General features: G+C 66.5%; 17 protein-coding genes. 10 read left to right on the top strand and 7 right to left on the bottom strand.

The features are described from left to right. Nucleotides 1-114 precede the first annotated feature (114 nt). Nucleotides 115-813: a GAF domain-containing protein gene (locus MVA01S_RS01210; RefSeq protein WP_003930603.1), complete on the top strand. Its 699-nt coding sequence runs from the start codon at nt 115-117 to the stop codon at nt 811-813. Between the two features lie 3 nt (nt 814-816). On the opposite strand, the gene MVA01S_RS01205 is transcribed toward MVA01S_RS01210, so the two are convergent. Together MVA01S_RS01205 and MVA01S_RS01200 are read right to left on the bottom strand one after the other, a co-directional pair. Continuing rightward, a complete protein-coding gene (locus tag MVA01S_RS01205) occupies nt 817-1722 on the bottom strand; it encodes an SDR family oxidoreductase (protein WP_003930604.1) in 906 nt (301 codons plus the stop codon). Nucleotides 1723-1736: 14 nt separating this feature from the next. Further along, nucleotides 1737-2534 (bottom strand): SDR family oxidoreductase, encoded by a 798-nt coding sequence (locus MVA01S_RS01200; RefSeq protein ID WP_003930605.1) that lies wholly within the window; start codon nt 2532-2534, stop codon nt 1737-1739. 52 nt (nt 2535-2586) lie between these two features. On the opposite strand from MVA01S_RS01200, the gene echA20 reads away from it, so the two are divergent. From echA20 to MVA01S_RS01170, 6 genes are all read left to right on the top strand, one after another. Then, a complete protein-coding gene (gene echA20, locus MVA01S_RS01195; RefSeq protein WP_003930606.1) occupies nt 2587-3345 on the top strand; it encodes a (7aS)-7a-methyl-1,5-dioxo-2,3,5,6,7,7a-hexahydro-1H-indene-carboxyl-CoA hydrolase in 759 nt (252 codons plus the stop codon). Then, complete coding sequence (gene ipdA, locus MVA01S_RS01190; RefSeq protein WP_060941528.1) at nt 3345-4232, top strand: cholesterol ring-cleaving hydrolase subunit IpdA; 888 nt, start codon at nt 3345-3347, stop codon at nt 4230-4232. Before echA20 ends, ipdA begins: the two co-directional genes overlap by 1 nt. Next, the gene (ipdB, locus tag MVA01S_RS01185; protein WP_003930609.1) at nt 4229-4975 is read left to right on the top strand and encodes a cholesterol ring-cleaving hydrolase subunit IpdB; all 747 of its coding nucleotides are present in this window, start codon (nt 4229-4231) and stop codon (nt 4973-4975) included. Before ipdA ends, ipdB begins: the two co-directional genes overlap by 4 nt. 63 nt (nt 4976-5038) lie before the next feature. Continuing rightward, nucleotides 5039-6112, top strand: coding sequence for a (3aS,4S,5R,7aS)-5-hydroxy-7a-methyl-1-oxo-octahydro-1H-indene-4-carboxyl-CoA dehydrogenase (gene ipdC, locus MVA01S_RS01180; protein ID WP_003930610.1), 1074 nt, complete (start codon nt 5039-5041; stop codon nt 6110-6112). A gap of 35 nt (nt 6113-6147) precedes the next feature. After that, entirely contained in the window at nt 6148-7692 is a 1545-nt protein-coding gene (locus tag MVA01S_RS01175; RefSeq protein WP_003930611.1) for a phospholipase D family protein, read from the top strand. Between the two features lie 48 nt (nt 7693-7740). Next, a complete protein-coding gene (locus MVA01S_RS01170; protein ID WP_003930612.1) occupies nt 7741-8853 on the top strand; it encodes an NDMA-dependent alcohol dehydrogenase in 1113 nt (370 codons plus the stop codon). Nucleotides 8854-8928: 75 nt separating this feature from the next. Here MVA01S_RS01170 and fadA6 read toward each other — a convergent pair whose 3' ends face one another. The 3 genes from fadA6 to MVA01S_RS01155 are packed head-to-tail and all read right to left on the bottom strand — an operon-like array spanning nt 8929 to nt 12697. Next, complete coding sequence (fadA6, locus tag MVA01S_RS01165; protein WP_003930613.1) at nt 8929-10089, bottom strand: steroid 3-ketoacyl-CoA thiolase FadA6; 1161 nt, start codon at nt 10087-10089, stop codon at nt 8929-8931. Further along, entirely contained in the window at nt 10082-10696 is a 615-nt protein-coding gene (gene kstR2, locus MVA01S_RS01160; RefSeq protein ID WP_040541224.1) for a TetR family transcriptional regulator KstR2, read from the bottom strand. Before kstR2 ends, fadA6 begins: the two co-directional genes overlap by 8 nt. Nucleotides 10697-10723: 27 nt before the next feature. Beyond that, entirely contained in the window at nt 10724-12697 is a 1974-nt protein-coding gene (locus MVA01S_RS01155) for a hypothetical protein (protein WP_040541226.1), read from the bottom strand. A gap of 516 nt (nt 12698-13213) precedes the next feature. Between MVA01S_RS01155 and MVA01S_RS01150 the strand changes: the two genes are divergently transcribed. From MVA01S_RS01150 to MVA01S_RS01140, 3 genes are all read left to right on the top strand, one after another. After that, complete coding sequence (locus tag MVA01S_RS01150) at nt 13214-14608, top strand: tyrosine-protein kinase domain-containing protein (protein ID WP_040541229.1); 1395 nt, start codon at nt 13214-13216, stop codon at nt 14606-14608. 153 nt (nt 14609-14761) lie between these two features. After that, nucleotides 14762-15955 carry an O-antigen ligase family protein gene (locus MVA01S_RS01145; RefSeq protein ID WP_003930617.1) on the top strand — a complete coding sequence of 398 codons (1194 nt, stop codon included), beginning with the start codon at nt 14762-14764 and terminating at the stop codon, nt 15953-15955. Between the two features lie 29 nt (nt 15956-15984). After that, nucleotides 15985-17016, top strand: a complete 1032-nt coding sequence (locus MVA01S_RS01140; protein ID WP_003930618.1) for a glycosyltransferase — start codon at nt 15985-15987, stop codon at nt 17014-17016. A gap of 32 nt (nt 17017-17048) precedes the next feature. On the opposite strand, the gene MVA01S_RS01135 is transcribed toward MVA01S_RS01140, so the two are convergent. Further along, the gene (locus MVA01S_RS01135) at nt 17049-18521 is read right to left on the bottom strand and encodes an oligosaccharide flippase family protein (RefSeq protein WP_003930619.1); all 1473 of its coding nucleotides are present in this window, start codon (nt 18519-18521) and stop codon (nt 17049-17051) included. A gap of 180 nt (nt 18522-18701) precedes the next feature. Further along, nucleotides 18702-19745 carry a cellulase family glycosylhydrolase gene (locus MVA01S_RS01130; protein WP_003930620.1) on the bottom strand — a complete coding sequence of 348 codons (1044 nt, stop codon included), beginning with the start codon at nt 19743-19745 and terminating at the stop codon, nt 18702-18704. Between the last annotated feature and the right edge of the window lie 12 nt (nt 19746-19757).

Below are 19757 nucleotides of genomic sequence, written 5' to 3'. Positions count from 1 at the left end.
CGGAAGCTGTTTGCTGACGAACCGCGCCGATTCGGAGTCGCGACGCATCCCGACCGCCGTCTCGCTATCCAAACAACGAACCCGCAAATCTCTCCGCTCGACTATCGTTGGCGGGTGATCTCACTTCCCGGTTTCGACGACTGGCTCAACCGATTGCTCGTCGAGCAGGCGGCGAAAGCGGGTCAGTCGGTCGAGGCCTATATCGCCCAAGCGGTCGCGGCGCGACTGATGGGCGACGTCACCCGCCAGAACGGCGATCGCGTGGATTTGCTGGACCACCTCGCCGACGGCGCAGTCCTGCTGACCGAGCAACCCAACGGGCCGCAGGCAGTGGTCGGCGACCCGGAGCGTCTCAAAGCGCTGTACGCCACCGGCCTGCTCGACGCTCCACCGGACAAGGTGTACGACCGGATCGCCGACATGGCCGCCGCCGCACTGGCAGCACCCGGCGCGGCAGTCTCCCTGGTGGACCGCAACCGCCAGTTCTTCGTCAGCATGCACGGGTCGCCGGGTGAGTCACCGGAAGCCCGCGAGACCTCGATCGACCGGTCGCTGTGCCAGTACGCGGTTGCATCCGGGCAGCCCCTGGTGATTGCCGACGCGCGCGTCGACCCGGTGCTGAAATACAACCCGGCGGTCACCGACGGCACGGTGGTGTCCTATCTGGGCATACCGCTGGTCAACGCCGACCAGTACGCCGTCGGCACACTGTGCGTCTGGGACACCACTCCCCGCAACTGGACATCGGGCCATGTGACCACGCTGCGTGATCTCGCGCAGCTGGCGGCCGACCGGATATTCGACGACCGGTAACGCTCAGGCGCCGTAGACCGGCACCGGTTTGCGGGCCTTGGCCAGCAGGTCGTTCACCACCGGACCCAGTTCGGCCGGATCCCATCGTGCGCCCTTGTCGATCTCCGGCCCGTGCGCCCAGCCTTCGGCGACGCGGATCTTGCCGCCCTCGACCTCGAAAACCTTGCCGGTCACGTCACGGGACTCGACGCTGCCCAGCCAGACCACGAGCGGCGAAACGTTCTCTGGTGCCATCGAATCGAACTCGGCGTCCTGGGTGGCCATCATGTCGGCGAACACGGTCTCGGTCATCCGGGTGCGTGCCGACGGCGCGATCGCGTTGACACTGACGCCGTAGCGGCCCATCTCGGCGGAGGCGACCAGGGTCAACGCGGCAATCCCGGCCTTGGCGGCACTGTAGTTGGCCTGCCCCACGCTGCCTTGAAGTCCCGCACCGGAACTGGTGTTGATGATGCGCGCGTCCACTGTCTCGCCGGCTTTGGAGCGGGCCCGCCAGTAGGCGGCCGCATGCTTCATCGTCGCGAAGTGCCCCTTCAGGTGCACGGCGGTGACAGCGTCGAATTCCTCTTCGCTGGTGTTGGCGAACATCCGGTCCCGCACGATGCCGGCGTTGTTCACCAGCACGTCGAGGCCGCCGAACGCGTCGACCGCGGTCTGGATCAGCCCCTCGGCCTGCGCCCAGTCGGCGACGTTGGCGCCACTGGTCACCGCTTCGCCACCGGCTGCGGTGATCTCGTCGACGACGTTCTGGGCGGCGCTGCCGCCACCGGCAGGCGATCCGTCCAGGCCGACGCCGATGTCGTTGACCACCACCCGCGCGCCTTCGGCGGCGAACGCCAGTGCGTGCGCCCTACCGATACCGCCACCTGAACCCGTCACGATGACCACGCGGCCGTCGAGCAATCCCATTCTCGTTGTCTCCCTTACTTGATGTCGGCAGTGGTGGTCGACAGGTAGTGCGGCGGTTCCCCGCCTCCGTGCACCGCCAGCGACGCACCGCTGATGTAGGACGCCGCATCCGAGGCCAGAAATGCACTGGCCCAGCCGATGTCCTCGGGTTTGGCCAACCGGCCCAGCGGCACGTTCTTCGATATCGCGGCGATCGAGTCTGCGTCGCCATAGAAGAGTTCGGACTGTTCGGTCTCCACCATGCCCACCACGACGGAGTTCACCCTGACCTTCGGAGCCCACTCCACCGCCAGCGTGGCGGTCAGATTGTCGATACCCGCCTTCGCGGCGCCGTAGGCCGCGGTGCCCGGGGTGGGCCGATGCCCGCTGACGCTGGAGATGTTGACGATGGACCCGCCGCGGGGCTGGGTCTGCATCGCTGCGTTGGCGTGCGTCGAAACCGACAGCGCACCAAGCAGGTTCAGGGCCACGATCTTGGTGCTGAACTTCGCCGAGGCCTCTGCGGCCAGCACGTACGGCGAGCCGCCCGCATTGTTCACCACCACGTCGAGCCGGCCGTGGTCGGCGACGATGCCGTCGACGAGAGCCTTGACCGACTCGTCTTCACGGATGTCGCAGGGCCGGAACTCGTAGGGCGATCCCTCGACGGGGCGGCGCGCACACGTCACGACTGTGGCGCCCTGATCGGCGAAGACCTTGCTGATGCCGGCGCCCACGCCGCGCACCCCGCCGGTGACGAGCACGACGCGTCCGGCCAGGCCGAGGGCGATGCCGCTGCGGGCGGAAACGACATTGTCGACGGCGTCAGTCACTGTGCTAGCGTACCAAGCAAGTGCTTGCTTAGGTAGCGACCCAGGAGTTTGCATGCCGATCACCACCAAGACCGTGGAACCGGGCATCGTCTCGGTGACCGTCGACTACCCGCCTGTCAACGCGATCCCGTCGCGCGGGTGGTTCGAACTGGCCGATGCCGTCACCGCGGCCGGCCGCGACCAGAGCACGCACGTGGTGATCCTGCGGGCAGAAGGCCGCGGCTTCAACGCCGGCGTCGACATCAAAGAGATGCAGAACACCGAGGGTTTCACCGCGCTGATCGACGCCAACCGCGGCTGCTACGAAGCCTTCCGCGCGGTGTACGAGTGCGCGGTGCCCGTCGTCGCCGCGGTCAACGGCTTCTGCGTCGGCGGTGGAATCGGCCTGGTCGGCAACTCCGACGTGATCGTGGCATCCGACGATGCGAAGTTCGGTCTTCCCGAGGTGGAACGCGGCGCCCTCGGCGCGGCCACCCACCTGTCGCGGCTGGTACCCCAGCACCTGATGCGGCGGCTGTTCTTCACCGCCGCCACCGTCACCGCCGACACCCTGCACCACTTCGGCTCCGTGCACGAGGTGGTCCCGCGCGCCGACCTCGACGAGGCCGCGCTGCGGGTCGCCCGCGACATCGCGGCCAAGGACACCCGGGTGATCCGCGCCGCCAAGGAAGCACTGAACTTCATCGACATCCAACCGGTCACCGCCAGATACCGCATGGAGCAGGGCTTTACATTCGAGCTCAATCTGGCCGGCGTCTCCGACGAACACCGGGACGCGTTCGCCGGCACTGACAAACGAGCGGGGAAATGATGTCAGACAAGACAACGACCCTCGACGAGGCTGTCGCCTCGATCGAGAGCGGCATGACCATCGGCCTCGGCGGGTGGGGATCGCGGCGCAAGCCGATGGCGTTCGTGCGCGCGCTGCTGCGCACCGACGTCACCGACCTGACTGTGGTCACCTACGGCGGGCCGGACCTCGGCCTGCTGTGCTCGGCCGGCAAGGTCAAGCGCGTCTACTACGGTTTCGTGTCGCTGGATTCGCCGCCGTTCTACGACCCGTGGTTCGCCAAGGCCCGCACCTCCGGTTCGATCGAGGCCCGGGAGATGGACGAGGGCATGCTGCGCTGCGGGCTGCAGGCCGCCGCGCAGCGGTTGCCGTTCCTCCCGATCCGCGCCGGGCTGGGCAGCGACGTCCGCACCTTCTGGGGTGACGAGCTCAAGACCGTCAAGTCGCCCTATCCGACGGGGTCCGGCTACGAAGAGCTCGTCGCGATGCCTGCGCTGACCCTCGACGCGGCACTGGTCCACTTGAATCTCGGTGATGCGCAGGGCAATGCCGCCTACACCGGTATCGACCCGTACTTCGACGATCTGTTCCTGATGTCCGCGCAGAAGCGCCTGCTGTCGGTGGAGAAGGTGGTCTCCACCGAGGAACTGGTCAAATCGGTTCCGCCACAGGCACTGCTGGTCAACCGGATGATGGTCGACAGCGTGGTCGAGGCGCCCGGTGGCGCCCACTTCACCACCGCCGAGCCCGATTACCGCCGCGACGAGAAGTTCCAGCGCCACTACGCCGAGGCGGCCGCCTCCGACGAGACGTGGGCCGAGTTCGTCAAGACCTACCTGTCCGGCAGCGAGGCCGATTACCAGGCCGCGGTGCGCAGGTTCACCCAAGCACAGGAGGCGTCGAAGTGACTTCCGCAACCCGGGCCGAGGTGTGCGCCGTCGCCTGTGCCGAACTGTTCCGTGACGCGGGCGAGATCATGGTCAGCCCGATGACGACGATCGTGTCGATCGGCGCCCGGCTGGCCCGGCTGACGTTCTCCCCCGACATCGTGCTGAGCGACGGCGAGGCCCGGCTGATCGCCGACACTCCCGCCATCGGCGCCGCCGCCGCGATCGAGGGCTGGATGCCGTTCGGCCGCGTCTTCGAGACGCTGGCCTGGGGCCGCAGGCACGTCGTGATGGGCGCCAATCAGATCGACCGCTACGGCAACCAGAACCTGTCCGCGTTCGGCCCGCTGCAGCACCCGACCCGCCAGATGTTCGGTGTGCGCGGCGCACCGGGAAACACCATCAACCACGCCACCAGCTACTGGGTGGGCAACCACTCCACGCGCGTGTTCGGCGAGTCGGTCGACATCGTGTCCGGAATAGGCTGGGACAAGGTGGATCCCGACAACCCGGCCTACCGGTTCGTCAACGTCTACCGGGTGGTCACCAACCTCGGGGTGTTCGACTTCAACGGCCCCGACCACCAGATGCGCGCGGTGTCCCTGCACCCCGGGGTCGAGCCCGACCAGGTCGCCGAGAACACGTCGTTCGAGGTGCACGGACTCGGCGAGGCCGAGACCACCCGGCTGCCGTCGGCCGAGGAGGAGAAGTTGCTGCGTGAGGTCATCGACCCGAAATCGTTGCGGGACAGAGAAGTCAAGTGATGAGCGCTCGCGCGAAGAACCGAGTCAAGTGATGAGCGCTCGCGCGAAGAACAGAGTAAAAGCATGAGTCGACTGAGGACCCCGCTGACCGAGCTGCTCGGCATCGAACATCCGGTCGTGCAGACCGGCATGGGTTGGGTGGCCGGCGCGCGGCTGGTCTCGGCGACCTCCAACGCGGGCGGGCTGGGCATCCTTGCCTCGGCGACCATGACGCTCGACGAACTCACCACCGCGGTGGCGAAGGTCAAGGCCGCCACCGACAAACCATTCGGCATCAACATCCGCGCCGACGCCGGTGATGCGAACGAACGTGTCGACCTGCTGATCCGCGAGGGCGTCAAGGTCGCCTCCTTCGCGCTGGCTCCGAAGCCTGACCTGATCGCCAAGCTCAAAGAGGCGGGCGTGGTGGTGATTCCGTCGGTCGGTCTGGCCAAACACGCCAAGAAGGTCGCCGGCTGGGGCGCTGACGCCGTGATCGTCCAGGGCGGTGAGGGCGGCGGGCACACCGGGCCGATCGCCACCACACTGTTGCTGCCGTCGGTGCTCGACGCCGTGGCCGACACCGGGATGCCGGTCGTCGCGGCGGGCGGGTTCTTCGACGGCAGGGGCCTGGCAGCGGCACTGTCCTACGGCGCGGCCGGGGTGGCGATGGGCACCCGGTTCCTGTTGACGTCGGACTCGACGGTGCCCGAGGCGGTCAAACAGCGTTATCTGCAGGCCGCACTCGACGGCACCGTGGTGTCCACCCGGGTGGACGGCATGCCGCACCGAGTCCTGCGCACCGGCCTGGTGGAGAAGCTGGAGAGCGGCTCCCCGGTGAAGGGTTTCGCCGCCGCGGTGGGTAACGCCCAGAAATTCAAGAAGATGACCGGCATGACCTGGAAGTCCATGGTCAAGGACGGCCTGGCCATGCGCCACGGCAAGGAACTGACCTGGTCGCAGGTCGTGATGGCCGCCAACACCCCGATGCTGCTCAAGGCGGGACTGGTCGAGGGCAACACCGACGCCGGGGTGCTGGCCTCGGGCCAGGTGGCCGGCATCATCGAGGATCTGCCGTCGTGCGCCGAACTGGTGCCCGCGATCGTCGCCGAAGCCGTCGAGCAACTCCGCTCGGCTGCGGGGATGATCGCCGACTAGACATCCCCGGGCGCCCTTCGGGGTACTGGGAAGGCATGGCCGATCTCGCGCAGTGGTTTCTCACGACCGAAGAGCGCGGTAACCCGTCCTCGCGCCTTCCGGCCTGGTGTGAGGGCAGCCGGGCCGAACCGCTGATCCACGGGTCGGTCTACTTCGATCAGCTCGCCACCGAGGTCGACGCGTCGCGCGCCGGGGACTACGTGTTCTTCACGGACTGGCGCGGCGATCCCGACCAGAAACTGCGCGACGACGGCCCGACCGTGGCCGAGCTGTTCTGCCGCGCCGCCGAGCGCGGCGTCGTCGTCAAGGGACTGGTGTGGCGCTCCCACCTGGACCAGTTCGCCTACAGCGAGGAGCAGAACCGGCACCTCGGCGACGAGATCGAGGAGGCCGGTGGCGAGGTCCTGCTCGATCAGCGCGTCCGCTTCGGTGGGTCCCACCACCAGAAGCTCGTGGTGTTGCGCCGTCCCGGCACGCCCGACCGCGACGTGGCGTTCGCCGGAGGAATCGACCTGTGCCATTCGCGACGCGACGACGCATCGCACCGCGGGGACCGCCAGGCGGTGCAGATGGCGCGCAGCTACGGCGACCACCCTCCGTGGCACGACGTCCAACTGCGGTTGCAGGGGCCGGTGGTCGGCGCGCTGGACACCGCGTTCCGTGAACGCTGGAACGACCCGGCACAACTCGACATGCTGTCGCCGATCGCGTGGATCCGCGACAAGCTGCGCGGCGCCGACCTGGAACCCGGGAAGCTGCCCGAGCAGCCACCGGATCCGCCGCCGTGCGGCCCGCATGCGGTGCAGGTGCTTCGGACCTATCCCGACGCACACTTCGAATACGACTTCGCGCCCGCCGGCGAGCGCAGCATCGCCAGGGGCTACCGCAAGGCGCTGCGCCGCGCCCGCCGGCTGATCTATCTGGAGGACCAGTACCTGTGGTCCAAGCGGGTGGCGCAGTTGTTCGCAGGCGCGCTGGCCGACAATCCCGACCTGCACCTGGTGGCGGTCGTACCCCGGTATCCCGACGTCGACGGCCGGCTGGCGCTGCCGCCCAACCAGGTCGGCCGCCACGAAGCCGTCGCTGCCTGCAGCCGGGTCAGCCCGGAGCGCGTACACGTGTTCGACCTGGAAAACCATTCGGGCACACCGGTGTACGTACACGCGAAGGTCTGCGTGGTGGACGACGTGTGGGCCAGTGTCGGCAGCGACAACTTCAACCGCCGGTCCTGGACCCACGACAGCGAGCTGTCCTGCGCGGTGCTGGACTCCGACGGGTTGTTCGCGCGGGACCTGAGGCTGCGCTTGATGCGCGAGCACCTGGACCGCGCCGACGACGGCACCCAGGACGGTGGGCTGGCCGATCCGCTGACCGCCGTCGAAGAGATCACCGCGGCGGCGGACGCGCTGGAGGCCTGGCATGCGTCGGGCCGTCGAGGTCCGCGGCCACCCGGCCGGCTGCGTCCGCACCGACCCGAGCAGTTGGGCCGGTTCACCCGGTTGTGGGCGTCCCCCGCCTACCGGATGTTCTACGACCCCGACGGACGCAACTACCGGGACCGGATCCGGGGCCGCTGGTGATCGCCGAATCCGCCACGGCGCGACTGCGCGGTTCCTACACTCGGCCGCATGAAGACCAACGCGGCGATTCTGTGGGAGTACGGCGGCGACTGGACTGTCGAGGAGATCGATCTCGATCCGCCGGGCGACGGCGAGGTGCTGGTGAGCTGGGAGGCCACCGGCCTCTGCCACTCCGACGAGCACATCCGCACCGGTGACCTGCCCGCCCCGCTGCCGCTGATCGGTGGTCACGAGGGCGCCGGAATCGTGCAGGAGGTCGGCGCGGGCGTCGTCGGTCTCGCGCCGGGCGACCACGTCGTCGCATCGTTCCTGCCGGCCTGCGGCCGGTGCCGTTTCTGTTCGACCGGCCACCAGAATCTGTGCGACCTCGGCGCGTTGATCATGGCCGGCACCCAGGTCGACGGCACCTACCGGCGCCGGGCGCGCGGCCAGAACGTCGGGGCGATGGCGTTCGTCGGGACGTTCTCCCAGTACGGCTCCGTGCCCGAAGCGTCCATCGTCAAGATCGACGACGACATTCCGCTGTCCCGGGCGTGCCTGCTCGGGTGCGGTGTCACCACCGGTTGGGGCTCGGCGGTCAACACCGCCGACGTGCAACCCGGCGACACCGTCGTCGTCATCGGGTTCGGCGGCATCGGCAGTGGCGCGGTGCAGGGGGCCCGGTTGGCCGGCGCGGAGAAGATCGTCGTCGTGGAGCCGGTGGAATCGAAGCGGGAGAAGGCTTTCCAGCTCGGCGCCACGCACTTCGTGACGTCTCTGCCCGAGGCGACCGCACTGGTGGCCGAGCTGACCCGTGGCGTGATGGCCGACTCGGCGATCCTCACCGTCGGCCTGCTGGAGGGCTCGATGCTGGAGGACGCCGCCAACATCATCCGCAAGGGCGGCGCGGTGGTGATGACCGCGCTGTCCACCATGGCCGACAACAAGCCGACGCTCGGGCTGATGATGTTCACGCTGTTCCAGAAGCGTTTGCTGGGCAGCCTCTACGGTGAGGCCAACCCGCGCGCCGACATTCCGCGGCTGCTGTCGCTGTACCGCGAGGGCAAGCTGCTGCTCGACGAGACCGTCACTCACGAGTACAAGCTCGCCGAGGTCAATGAGGGCTACGAGGACATGCGAGCAGGCCGCAACATCCGCGGCGTCATCCTGCACGACCACTGACCGATCCGCCGAAATTGCATTCCGCGTGGGCTTTTCGCGATTATGCCCGCATGGAATGCAATTTCGGCGAAGGTCTCAGAGCCGTTCGATGATCGTGACGTTGGCGGTGCCGCCGCCCTCGCACATCGTCTGCAGCCCGTAGCGGCCGCCGGTGCGCTCGAGGGTGTTCAGCATCGTCGCGAAAAGCTTTGCGCCCGTTGCCCCCAACGGATGTCCGAGCGCGATGGCCCCACCGTTGGGATTGACCTTCTCCGGGTCGGCCTTGGTCTCCTTGAGCCACGCCTGCACGACCGGCGCGAAGGCCTCGTTGATCTCGACGGTGTCGATGTCGTCGATCGTCAGACCCGCCTTGTCCAGTGCGTAACGGGTGGCAGGGATCGGTCCGGTCAGCATGAACACCGGGTCGGCGCCGCGCGCACTGATGTGGTGGATCCGGGCACGCGGCTTGAGGTTGTGGGTCTTCACCGCGCTTTCCGACGCCAACAGCACCGCGCTGGCACCGTCGGAGATCTGGCTGGCCATCGCAGCGGTCAACCGGCCGCCGTCCACCAGGGTCTTCAGGCCGGCCATCTTCTCCAGCGAGGTGTCGCGCGGGCCCTCGTCGATGCGGAAACTGTCGCCGTCAGATTCGACCGGGATGATCTCGTTCTCGAAATGACCCGCGCGGATCGCGGCCTGGGCGCGCTGGTGGCTGGTCAGCGCGAACTGTTCCATGTCCTCGCGCGAGATGTCCCACTTCTCGGCGATGAGCTCCGCGCCGCGGAACTGCGAGATCTCCTGGTCGCCGTAGCGGTGCAGCCAGCTCTTGGATTCGTTTGTCGGGGAGGTGAATCCGAACTGCTCGGCGACGGTCATCGCCGAACTGATGGGGATCTGGCTCATGTTCTGCATCCCACCGGCGACGATCAGGTCGGCGGTACCGGACAGGATCGCCTGGGCGCCGAACGAGATCGCCTGCTGGCTGGAGCCGCACTGCCGGTCGACGGTCACGCCGGGCACCTCTTCGGGGTAACCGGCGGCCAGCCAGGACAGCCGCGCGATGTTGCCCGCCTGCGGCCCGATCGCGTCGACGCAGCCGGCGATGACGTCGTCGACGGCGCCGGGGTCCACGTCGTTGCGCGCGAACAGGCCGCGCCAGCCCGCCGCCCCGAGGTCGACAGGGTGCACACCGGCGAGCGACCCATTGCGCTTGCCGATCGCGGTGCGTACAGCGTCGATGACATACGCCTCAGCCATTGCTGCTCTCCTTGCTTGTTGACTCGGCGGTTATCCCGCCGAGGACGATCGAAAGGTACTGCTGTCCGACCTCTTCCGCGGTCAACGGGCCGCCGGGTTGATACCAGCGGACCGAGACCCAGGTGGTGTCCCGGATGAACCGGTACACCAGGTCGACGTCGACGTCGGGCCGGAAGTAACCCTCGGCGATGCCCTGGGTGAGCACGTCCACCCACATCTTGCGCTGTTCTCTGTTGCGCTCCTCGACGTAGCCGAACCGCTCCTGCGACGACAGCCGCTTGGCCTCGTCCTGGTAGATGACGACCTCGGCGTGGCGCGTCGCGATGGCCTCGAACGAAGTCATGAACAGACCTTTGAGGCGTTCCATCGGGTTGGCCTCGGTCTCGAGGATCTGGCGGTACCGGTCGAAGAGCCAGTCCAGGAAGCCGCGCAGCACCTCGTCGACCATCTCCTCTTTCGACGAGAAGTGGTGGTAGAGGCTTCCCGACAGGATTCCGGCCGAGTCGGCGATGTCGCGCACCGTGGTGGCGCGCAGCCCACGCTCGGCGAACATCGTCGCGGCGAGCGCCAAAAGCTCGTCGCGGCGGCTGGGCAGCGCCTTATCCACTCACCCAGAGTAGCAACCAAGCGCTTGCTAGGTAAGTCGAGTCCTGTTCCGACGGCGTCTGATCAACCACACGATTCCTGCGGTCAGTGCGATTGCGGCCGCCGCGGCGGCCGCGATGCTGATCGCGCCCGGTGGGAGCGATGACGCCTCCACCGCGGACGGTTCGGCGACATCGGCCCCGCCGGCCTGGTCGAAGATCGTCAGATTGGTCGGCACCCCCTCCTCGCCGGCTGCCAACACATCGCCGGTGAGCGCTGCCCACTCGCCGTCCAACCCGGCGAGGTAGCCGAACAGCGGATCCACCAGCGACCAGGCACCCGTCGTGGTCACCAGCACCACGGATCGATTCCGGGACCGGTCGGCGAAGGCCTGGACCGACCCCAGGCCCGTGCCGACGCTGGCGCGCAGCTCGGAGGGAAGGCCCACGGTCAAGGCGTCTCCGTCGCCGCTCACGGGCGGCCGCAGCGACGTCTCTTTCAGTGCCGAGGCATCGGCGACGATCAACGCCCCGGTTTCGGCATCCGCGGCGGTCTTGAGATCGACGACTTCGGGCGTCAGCTGCCTGCTACTGAGACGGGAGACCGCGGCGACCACGTCGGCGGCGTAGCCGAGCTGGTTGGGGCCGCTCCCGTCGAGCGCGACCAGGAAACTCGGGCTGAACTCGGCGGGGATGGAGCTGAAGCCGCCCGGCGGAGGGCCGCCGCGGTGGACGGTCAGCGATGACCTGGGATCGATCTGGAACGTGATCGGGGCTGTCAGGGGTCCACACGCCTGCCGCGGGCTGTAGGTGAGCGCGAAGTCGAGGCTGACGAACTGGCCGATGGCCTGATCCCGCAGTACGAAGGTCGCGTCCAGCCGACCGGTGGTGTCGAGCACACCTGTGTAGACGACGCTCCCGTCCGAGGACCGGATGACCACGGCCGCCGCATCATCCTCAGAGACGGGTGTGTAATCAGCGAGCAGATGCACCTGCACACTGTCGATGCGACCGTTGCCCAGAGCCGAGCGTCCGACTCCCACGCGCAGACTGCCGGATCGGAGCACCTCGGTCCTGCCGTTCAGGTTCAACTGACCGAAGGTCATCACATCGCCACCCCGCACCTCGCCGGATCCCGCCTGCTCGACGCGCGCGACGGGCGTCTGCGCCAGCGTCTGCAGGTCGTTGGCGAGCAACGACACCTGGGTGGAGAGATCGTCGCCGGTGCCGGACACGCGAAGGTACGCCGCCGGGCTCCCGGCGTTCTCGACACGCAGGCCCGCGGCGCCGCCCTTTTCGACGACGACCGTGCGGGTCAGCCGACCAGCGGGCGGCGGTGACGCGCCCCTCGGCTGATTGACCACGGTGACGTCCAGCGGTTGAGGCGCGTACAACCGCGTGAGCGTGGACACCAACCTCAGCACCGACTGCTGTTCAGCCGGGTCCGCGTCGTTCGGCGCGTAGATCGACGCCCGCTCAAGCACCGGCGGGAAGAAGTTCGCGATCGTCGTCACGGGGGGCTCTGTTCCGGTGAACACCGTCGACAGGTCTGTCAGGGTCAACTGCTGGAGCGGGCCGCAGAACCGATCGACGCCGTCGAGGGCGCGGACGGTGAAGGACAACTCGGCAGACGAGTCTCGAACGCGTGCCGCCGAGATGTCGACGTCTATCGGTATCGCAGCCTGAGCGGAGCCTGCGGGGGGTAAATCGACGGTGCCGAGCAGGTTTCCGTCGGCGTCGTCGATCTCGAGGTAACCGGCGGTGATGTTCATCGGGGCGGTGATGGTGCCGAGCAACCGCGTCACGCTGAGCCCGGTCGGCACCGGCACAGTGAAAGTTCTCGTGCTGTCCGGGCCGAGCACGACCTCCCGCTCCATACCGAGTGCAGGCCAGCGCAACGTCACCGCCGACGCGGCCTGCGGATCTCCGGCGTCGGGTTGGGCATGCACCGGAGCGGCGAACAAAGCAGGCAGAAACAACAGCATCACGGAGGCCAGCACTCGCAAGGCCCGGATGCGGCTCACCGCCGCTGCCCGGTACCGCTGAGATCCGGTCGCGGTAACCCCGCGGTAGTCCGGATTTGACGACAAGACTGAACTGACCGGGTCACCTGTTCCACTTTCGGGGTGCACGAGCTTCGTAGTCCCAACAGGGGTCGGACTATACCGCCGGACACCGCAAGCGACCGCATTATCGGTAACGAAAGAATTGCGCCGTGAATCACGTTTTAACCACACTAACTATTCTTTGCTCGTGGCAGGTGAGTTCGTCATGAAGTGAGCGGGGCCGTGACCGGCATTGTTGACGTTCCGGCTAAGCCGTGCAGGCGCTTACCCATCCCGAGGAGGACGCTGCCCGGCTACGCTCCATTGGCGCGAACGGCCTTGATTCCGTCGATGTTCCGGCGGCGGTTCGCAGCGTCGTCAACCGTGACACCGGTGCCGTCATCCTTGGCGACGAGCTACCACCTGGGATAGCGTAGTGCGACTTGTGCGCGCGAGCGGCAGGCACGACGGAAGCTCAGCGGTGAAGGGTCGCAGTTGACTGTTCAGGATTTCGCGCGAATCTTGCGCACCCGTTGGCGGATCATCTGCGCAGCAACAGGTATCGCGATAATCGGCGCTTTCGCGTATTCGCTCACCGTTGCCCCCGTGTACCAGGCCTCGACCCGTTTGTTCGTGGCGACCGCATCGGCTGGCGGCAATTCCGAGATTTATGACGGTGGCCTTTTTGCTGAACGCAGGGTGCTGTCCTATATCGAACTGCTGACAGGCGACATTCTGGCGCAGCGCACAATAGACAAACTCGGCCTAGACATGAGCGTCTCGGAACTGCAGGACCAGATCGAAGCAAGTTCACCGGCGGACACCGTCGTCATCGACGTCGCGGTGTCCGACCGGTCGGCGGCGCGAGCCCGCGACATCGCCAACGGGTTGTCGGACGAGTTCGTGGTCATGGCAGCAGAACTGGAGACACCAACGCTGGGCGCGCAACCGAATGCGCGCGTGATCGTGCAGCAACGGGCGGACATCCCCGGCAGTTCGGCCGCACCGAAAACGGCTCGGACAATGGCCGTCGCCGCGCTGCTCGGCGCGATAGTCGGCATCATCATCGCGCTTGTCCGGGGACGAAGTGATGACGCGGTGAGAAGCCCCAGGACTCTGGAAGAAGCCACCGGCGTCGGACTTCTCGCCGAGATCCCGTTCCAGGCGAAGCTGCGGGAGAATCCGCAGATTTCATTTCAATCCGACTCTTCCCCGCCCGCCGAGGCTTTTCGTGATCTGCGCGTGAACCTCAAATTCCTCGAAGTCGCCGACGGTCCGCGAGTGCTCACGATGACGAGCGCGATGCCCGAAGAAGGGCGGACGTCTACCGCGATCAACCTGGCCCTCGCGTTGGCCGAATCCGGCCACACCGTGATCGTCGTGGACGGCGACATGCGCCGCCCGAGGATCGCGCGCTATCTGAACCTGTCCGGACAGAACGGCCTGAGCAATGTGCTCGGCGGCGAGATTGCCCTTCGCGAGGCGCTACAACAAACCTCGTCGCCCCGCCTGACGGCGCTCACCTCGGGTCCGCTTCCCCCCAGCCCCACCGAACTCCTCGAATCCCCCGCTACCGCAGATGTCCTGAACGAACTGAGTGCACAGTTCGACTACGTCGTCGTCGATACGCCGTCACTTCTGAAACCGGACGGCGCCATCCTTGCGGCAGCGTCTCAGGGTGTGCTGATGATCGCCCGGTTCGGCACGACCCAACGCGATGATCTTGTGCAGGGCTGTAATTCGCTCAACCGGGCAGGCGCGCCGCTCGTCGGCACTGTTCTGACGATGGCACCGGCGAAGCGCTCCAGGAGCAGCGCCTATTACAGCAGCCCTGACGATCCGCGGCAGGTCCCGCCGGAACACGGGCATCGCCGGTCGCGCGGAAACTGACCGGACAGCACACCCATGGACGGGGACGGAGTCACGCGGGGGTCCGCATCGACGTATGCGGCCGCACCACCGGCGCACCCGAGGGGCCACACCCGCTTCCTCGGTGTTCCCCCAACGGATTCGCGAACCCGCAGCCACGCATTCGTCCTGCTGTTGGCGACCGCGCTCGGCCTCGTCGTGATCCCTGAGGCCATCAACCACCTGATCGTCAAGCACACACCCGATCTGGGCATCAGTGAAGCCCTGGTTTCGGCCGAGACGCCCGCCGCGGGTCTGGCGCGGTGGGCAGGGTCGGCCGCACTCCTCGCCGTAAGTGCATCGGTCGTGCTCATGCGCGGGCATCCGAACCGCGACATCACCTGGCTGCTCGTGCTCTTACTGGCCTTGAATCTGCCTTACTTCGTAGGGCCGGACCGTCCGGGTCCCGCGGATCTGATCAAGATCATCCTGGCGAACATCGTTCTGCTGGCGATATGGAACACCGGCGCGCGGGTGGCGGACCTGAAGTGGATTCCGGTCCTGATGTCCTGCGTCGGCGCCTATTCGATAGCCGGCGGGTTGATCATTCCCGAATACATGATGTACAACATCGTCTCCAGAAAGTCGCTTGTCGCAGGCTGGGAACTGGCCGGACCATTCGGGCAGAGCAACGCCCTCGGCATGTACTGCGCAATCTCGTTCTCGTTGATACCGCTCATCAAGAAGATTCAGTGGCGAGCGCTCTGTGCATCGCTTCTGCTGGCGACGATAGTTCTGTCCGCGACCAGAACGGCGCTCGTCGCCGCCGCGGTCGTCATTCTGTGGTGGATATTCTGTCGATTCCGACCGGTGATCTCGGTGCGTCTGGCAGGAACTGCGCTCGCCGGTTCCGCCCTCGCCGCCGCATTCGTCGTTCCCTGGCTGGATTGGGGCTCGGACGCGTTCACCGAACGGGCATTCATCTGGTCTGAGGCAATCAACCTTTGGCAGCAGGCCCCGATCGTCGGCTCCGGTTTCAATTGGTTCCTGGTTCACGGCCAGACGCAGGAGCAGATCGCGGTCTGGGCCGCCGCCGGTACCGGCCACAACATCGTCGTCGACACGCTGGTGAAGTACGGAGTGGTGGGTCTGGCCACACTCATACCCGTGTGGCTGGGCGCGATCTGGGCGACTCGGGCGATGCGTGCATCCAACGAACAAATCGCATGTTTCGGCTATCTCAGCGCCTTCTTCGTGATGGCCATCACCGAAGCAGTCTGGGATCTGTGGCCCAACGCGCAGCAGTTCCCCACCAGCGGCCTGATCTTCGCGACGATTCTGATGGCCCGAAATGGCAACCCCGCCCGGACAGGAGTCTCCCGATGTTGAGAAGCCGAAATCAACGATCGGACACCCGCGTGCTGTATTCCGGTTTCCACTATCTGCACCTCAATCCCGACTCGGGGTACGACAAGGTCGTACCGGATACGGGCCATTACGTGAGCGGTGAGCGACTGCCCTTTGCCAACCGCCTCGAGTCGACCAGACCGCGGCACCTCAACTTCCTGCTGCTGGATCTGCTCACCCTGGTCCGGGGATTGCGCCACGACACGGTGCACTACTTCCACCCGGAGGCCACCGCCTACCTTTCGCCATGGCTTCTTCGCTTGTTCGGCAAACGGATCGTCTACACGGTGCATCTCGACGATTCTCAGTGGCTGGGCTCGGTACGCAGCACGCACCACCGCATCAAGCAGATATCGCTGCGCGCCGCCCATGTGATCGTTGTTCTCAGCAGCCAACAGCGCGAGGTCTTCAGTCAGGCATTTCCGGACAAGAACGTGAGCTTCGTACCCCACGGATTTACGTTCGACGCCATTGCGCAGCCTCCGGTCGAGGTGTTCGAACGACGCACTTGCGAGCCGCGGCGGCTCGTCATGGTCGGGGCCAACTACCGCGATATGGACATGCTGGAACAGGTTGTGGCCGAACGTGGCTCGCGTGAGGTCCAGATCGAACTCGTGGGCATGGACGAGGCGACCAAGCTCCGGTTTGCCCAACAGGACGGCGTGGTGTGCCACCCACGCCTGGACGCCGCGAGCTATCACAAGCTGTTGTGGGAATCGTTCGCGCTGCTGCTGCCGCTCACGTTCGCGACGGCCAACAACGCTCTGCTCGAAGCGTATAACTGTTATCTGCCTGCGCTGTTGAGCCGCATCGACGGCGTCACGGACTACGTCGCCGACGGTGACCGCTCGTTGTTCTCCTCAGCACAGGAATTCTGGTCGAAATATGACGCTCTGACGACACTCACCCCACAGGAACTGCGCGATTACTGCACCACGCTGCACACGGTGGCGAGCGATCGGTATTCCTGGCCGAAAGTCAGGCTCGAACTGGCGAAACTCTACGCATTCGAAGAATCCACGATGACGGATGCCGCACGCTGACGTCGGTCACCCTGTGTCCGTGCTGGCTGCGATCAGAGTTTGCGCTTTCGCACCTTGGCCAGAACGGCTGTGAATTCGCGGATTTCGCGCCTGAAGGTCGGCACGAACGCGAGCAGCGCCACCACCAGGAGCGACGAGATCGACGCCCCGGCCAGCGTCCAGCCCGCCTGCCAGCCACTTCGGGTCAGGGTCTCACTGACGACCAGTCCGACCGCCACCACCGGTGTCAGGAAGGCGAGCCGCAACAGGGATGGCCGCAGCAGCTCCATCGCCGGAAATCCGATCCTGGGAAGTCCGATCACCGTCGACGCGAACCAATTCAGCAGCAGACTGGCGGCATACAGCGCGGCGATCCACTCGGCACCCCTGGTGTTGAACACGAAGTACGACGCGGTGATCGGTATCCACACCGTCGCGTCGAGCAGCCACACCAAGCCCAACCGACGCTTGCGGGTGTACAGCCAGTAGTTCACATATCCAAAGATCTGGAAGACGCCGCCCACCGCGATGATCTGTGCGAGACGGCCTGATGCACGCCAATCCGGTCCGAACAACACCTCGACGAGATCCGGGCCGCCCACGATGATGAGCGCGATGAACGGCAACAGCGCGTAGGCCATCGCAAGCTGAACCCGTTTCGCTGCCGCGACCAGCTTCGGGCCCTCGTCGACATGGGCCAGGATGGGCACGACCACGCGGGTGAGCGGACCCGCCAACTGGACAAGTGGAAACGCCACCAGTTGGAAGGCCCGGTTGTACAACCCGATCGTCGCCGCACCGAGCGCCTGTCCGACCGCCGCCGGCGCTGCGTACACCGCCGCGTAGTTCGTCAGGTCGATTCCCAGGGAGGTGGCGCCGAAAGACAGGTGCTCCTTCACGCCTCGCAGACTCGGGCGCGACCGTGGCACGTAACGTGACAGGACCACCAGTACCGTGACCAGGATTACCGCGGCGACGCCTTGCTGGATCACCACCGCCCAGTACCCGGCGCCGCGCAGAGCGGCGATACAGGCAGCGACAAGGGCCACGCCCTGCGCGATCGGATCGACGCAAGCCAGCGATGCGAACTTGTGCTTACGCGCGAGCTCCGCCCGGAACTGCGGTGCCAGACCAGAAATGCACACGAATGCCGCCAGCCATCGGGTGACCTCCTCCAGTAGCGGCTCTCCATAGAAACCGGCGATCAACGGCGCCGCCAGCCACACGCAACCCGCCGTTACAAGCGCCAGCCCGGCATTGATGTAGAACAGTGCGTCCCGGATCGCAGGGGGCAGACTCGCTTCCCGCATGATCGCCATCGAAAGCCCGAAATCGCTCAGGACCGACGTCACCCCGATTATCGAAGTGACCATCGCGACCAGCCCGAAGTCGACCGGGGTGAGCAGGCGAGCGAGCAGGATCAGGCCGATCAACTGGATCAGCGTGCGCAGCACCTGGCCGATGATGACGGCGAATCCCCCGCGGACAGCGGTCCCCTGGAGGGAAGCGCTATCGGGCGAGGTCACGCGCGAGCCGCACGACGCACGTCGACAGCCTTCCAGGCAAACTCTGGGGAGTCCGCCCGAAGTGTGACTGAGCGGAGGGACCAAGTGGCAGTGTGCGTCTCTCCGGTCACCGGCCGAGTCTAGCTGGACCAGCTAACTGCCAGGCGGCAGTTTGGGCCTGGTCTGCCGGCGCCGATGCCTCTAGGAGGCGGCCCGGATCAGCGCGGTCGCGGCCGGCTTCAGCGTGAGGTCTTCACGAAGCACACCGAAACTGTCCTCGTCCCGGGCGGAGTTCCCGCCGTCGACGAGCTCGTAGTAGATGAGTGGCCCGGCCCAGTCCCAGCGAGCGGCTTGCTCCCGCGCCTTCACAACGGATCGCGCCTGATCTTTCTCGGACACCGCATTCGGCCCTCGGGTCGGCGCGCCGAACTCGGTGATCCAGATCTTCTTTCGGCCGTCCCCGCGGCGCTTCATCACGGCGTGCAGTTCAGGGAGGTCAGTGAATTCACCGATCATCCGCTCGGTCTTCGCCGTGGGCATTGCCGGGAAACTGTAGGGGTGCGCCGCGACGGCGTCGGCGAGTTGCGCCGCCCCGCTGTCGTAGAGCTGCTCGAGGTACTCCGTCGGCGATATCTCGCCCGGTGACGACGCATACTTCGGGGACAGTCCACCGATGAGCAGCGTTGCGCCTGGATCCACCTCGCGGATCGTCTCGGCCGCCACCCGGAACAACGCGCTGTACTCGCGCGCATCAGGCCTGGGCGGCCAGAAGCGCCGGATATTCGGTTCGTTCCAGATCTCCCAGCTGACGACGCCTCTCGGGGCATATCTTTCGGCAGCGATCCGGGCGAAGCTCGCCAAGTCCGACAGGTCGACGGGCCGGTGATAAGGGGTCGCTCCGGAGTGCCCGGGAACCGACGAACGCGCCCAGGGCGGGGTGAACGCGAGGACGGCGAGCACGTTCATCCCGCGGGCCGTGGCCTCGCTGACGATCTTGTCGGGATACGACCAGTCGAACTGTCCGCGCTCCCGTTCAATCCACGCCCAGCCGACGTCCACCCGGACCCAACGGACCTTCATCTGCGCCATCAGTTCGAACTGTCGCTCGATACCGGCCGCATCGGCTCCCCGGACATGGACGGTCATGCCGATCTCGACCCGCTGCGCGATGGACTGGCAGGACACCGCACTGAATACGGCCAAGGCCGCCAGCAACAACGTGGCGACGGCTCTGACCTTGATCAACAGCGTGACGTT

Origin of the sequence: Mycolicibacterium vaccae NBRC 14118 = CIP 105934 (assembly GCF_001552715.1) — a bacterium.
In the GTDB taxonomy this organism is placed as follows: Bacteria; Actinomycetota; Actinomycetes; order Mycobacteriales; family Mycobacteriaceae; genus Mycobacterium; species Mycobacterium vaccae.
The sequence above is the reverse complement of the archived record's forward strand: the minus strand, read 5'-3'. Positions and strand labels throughout refer to the sequence as shown.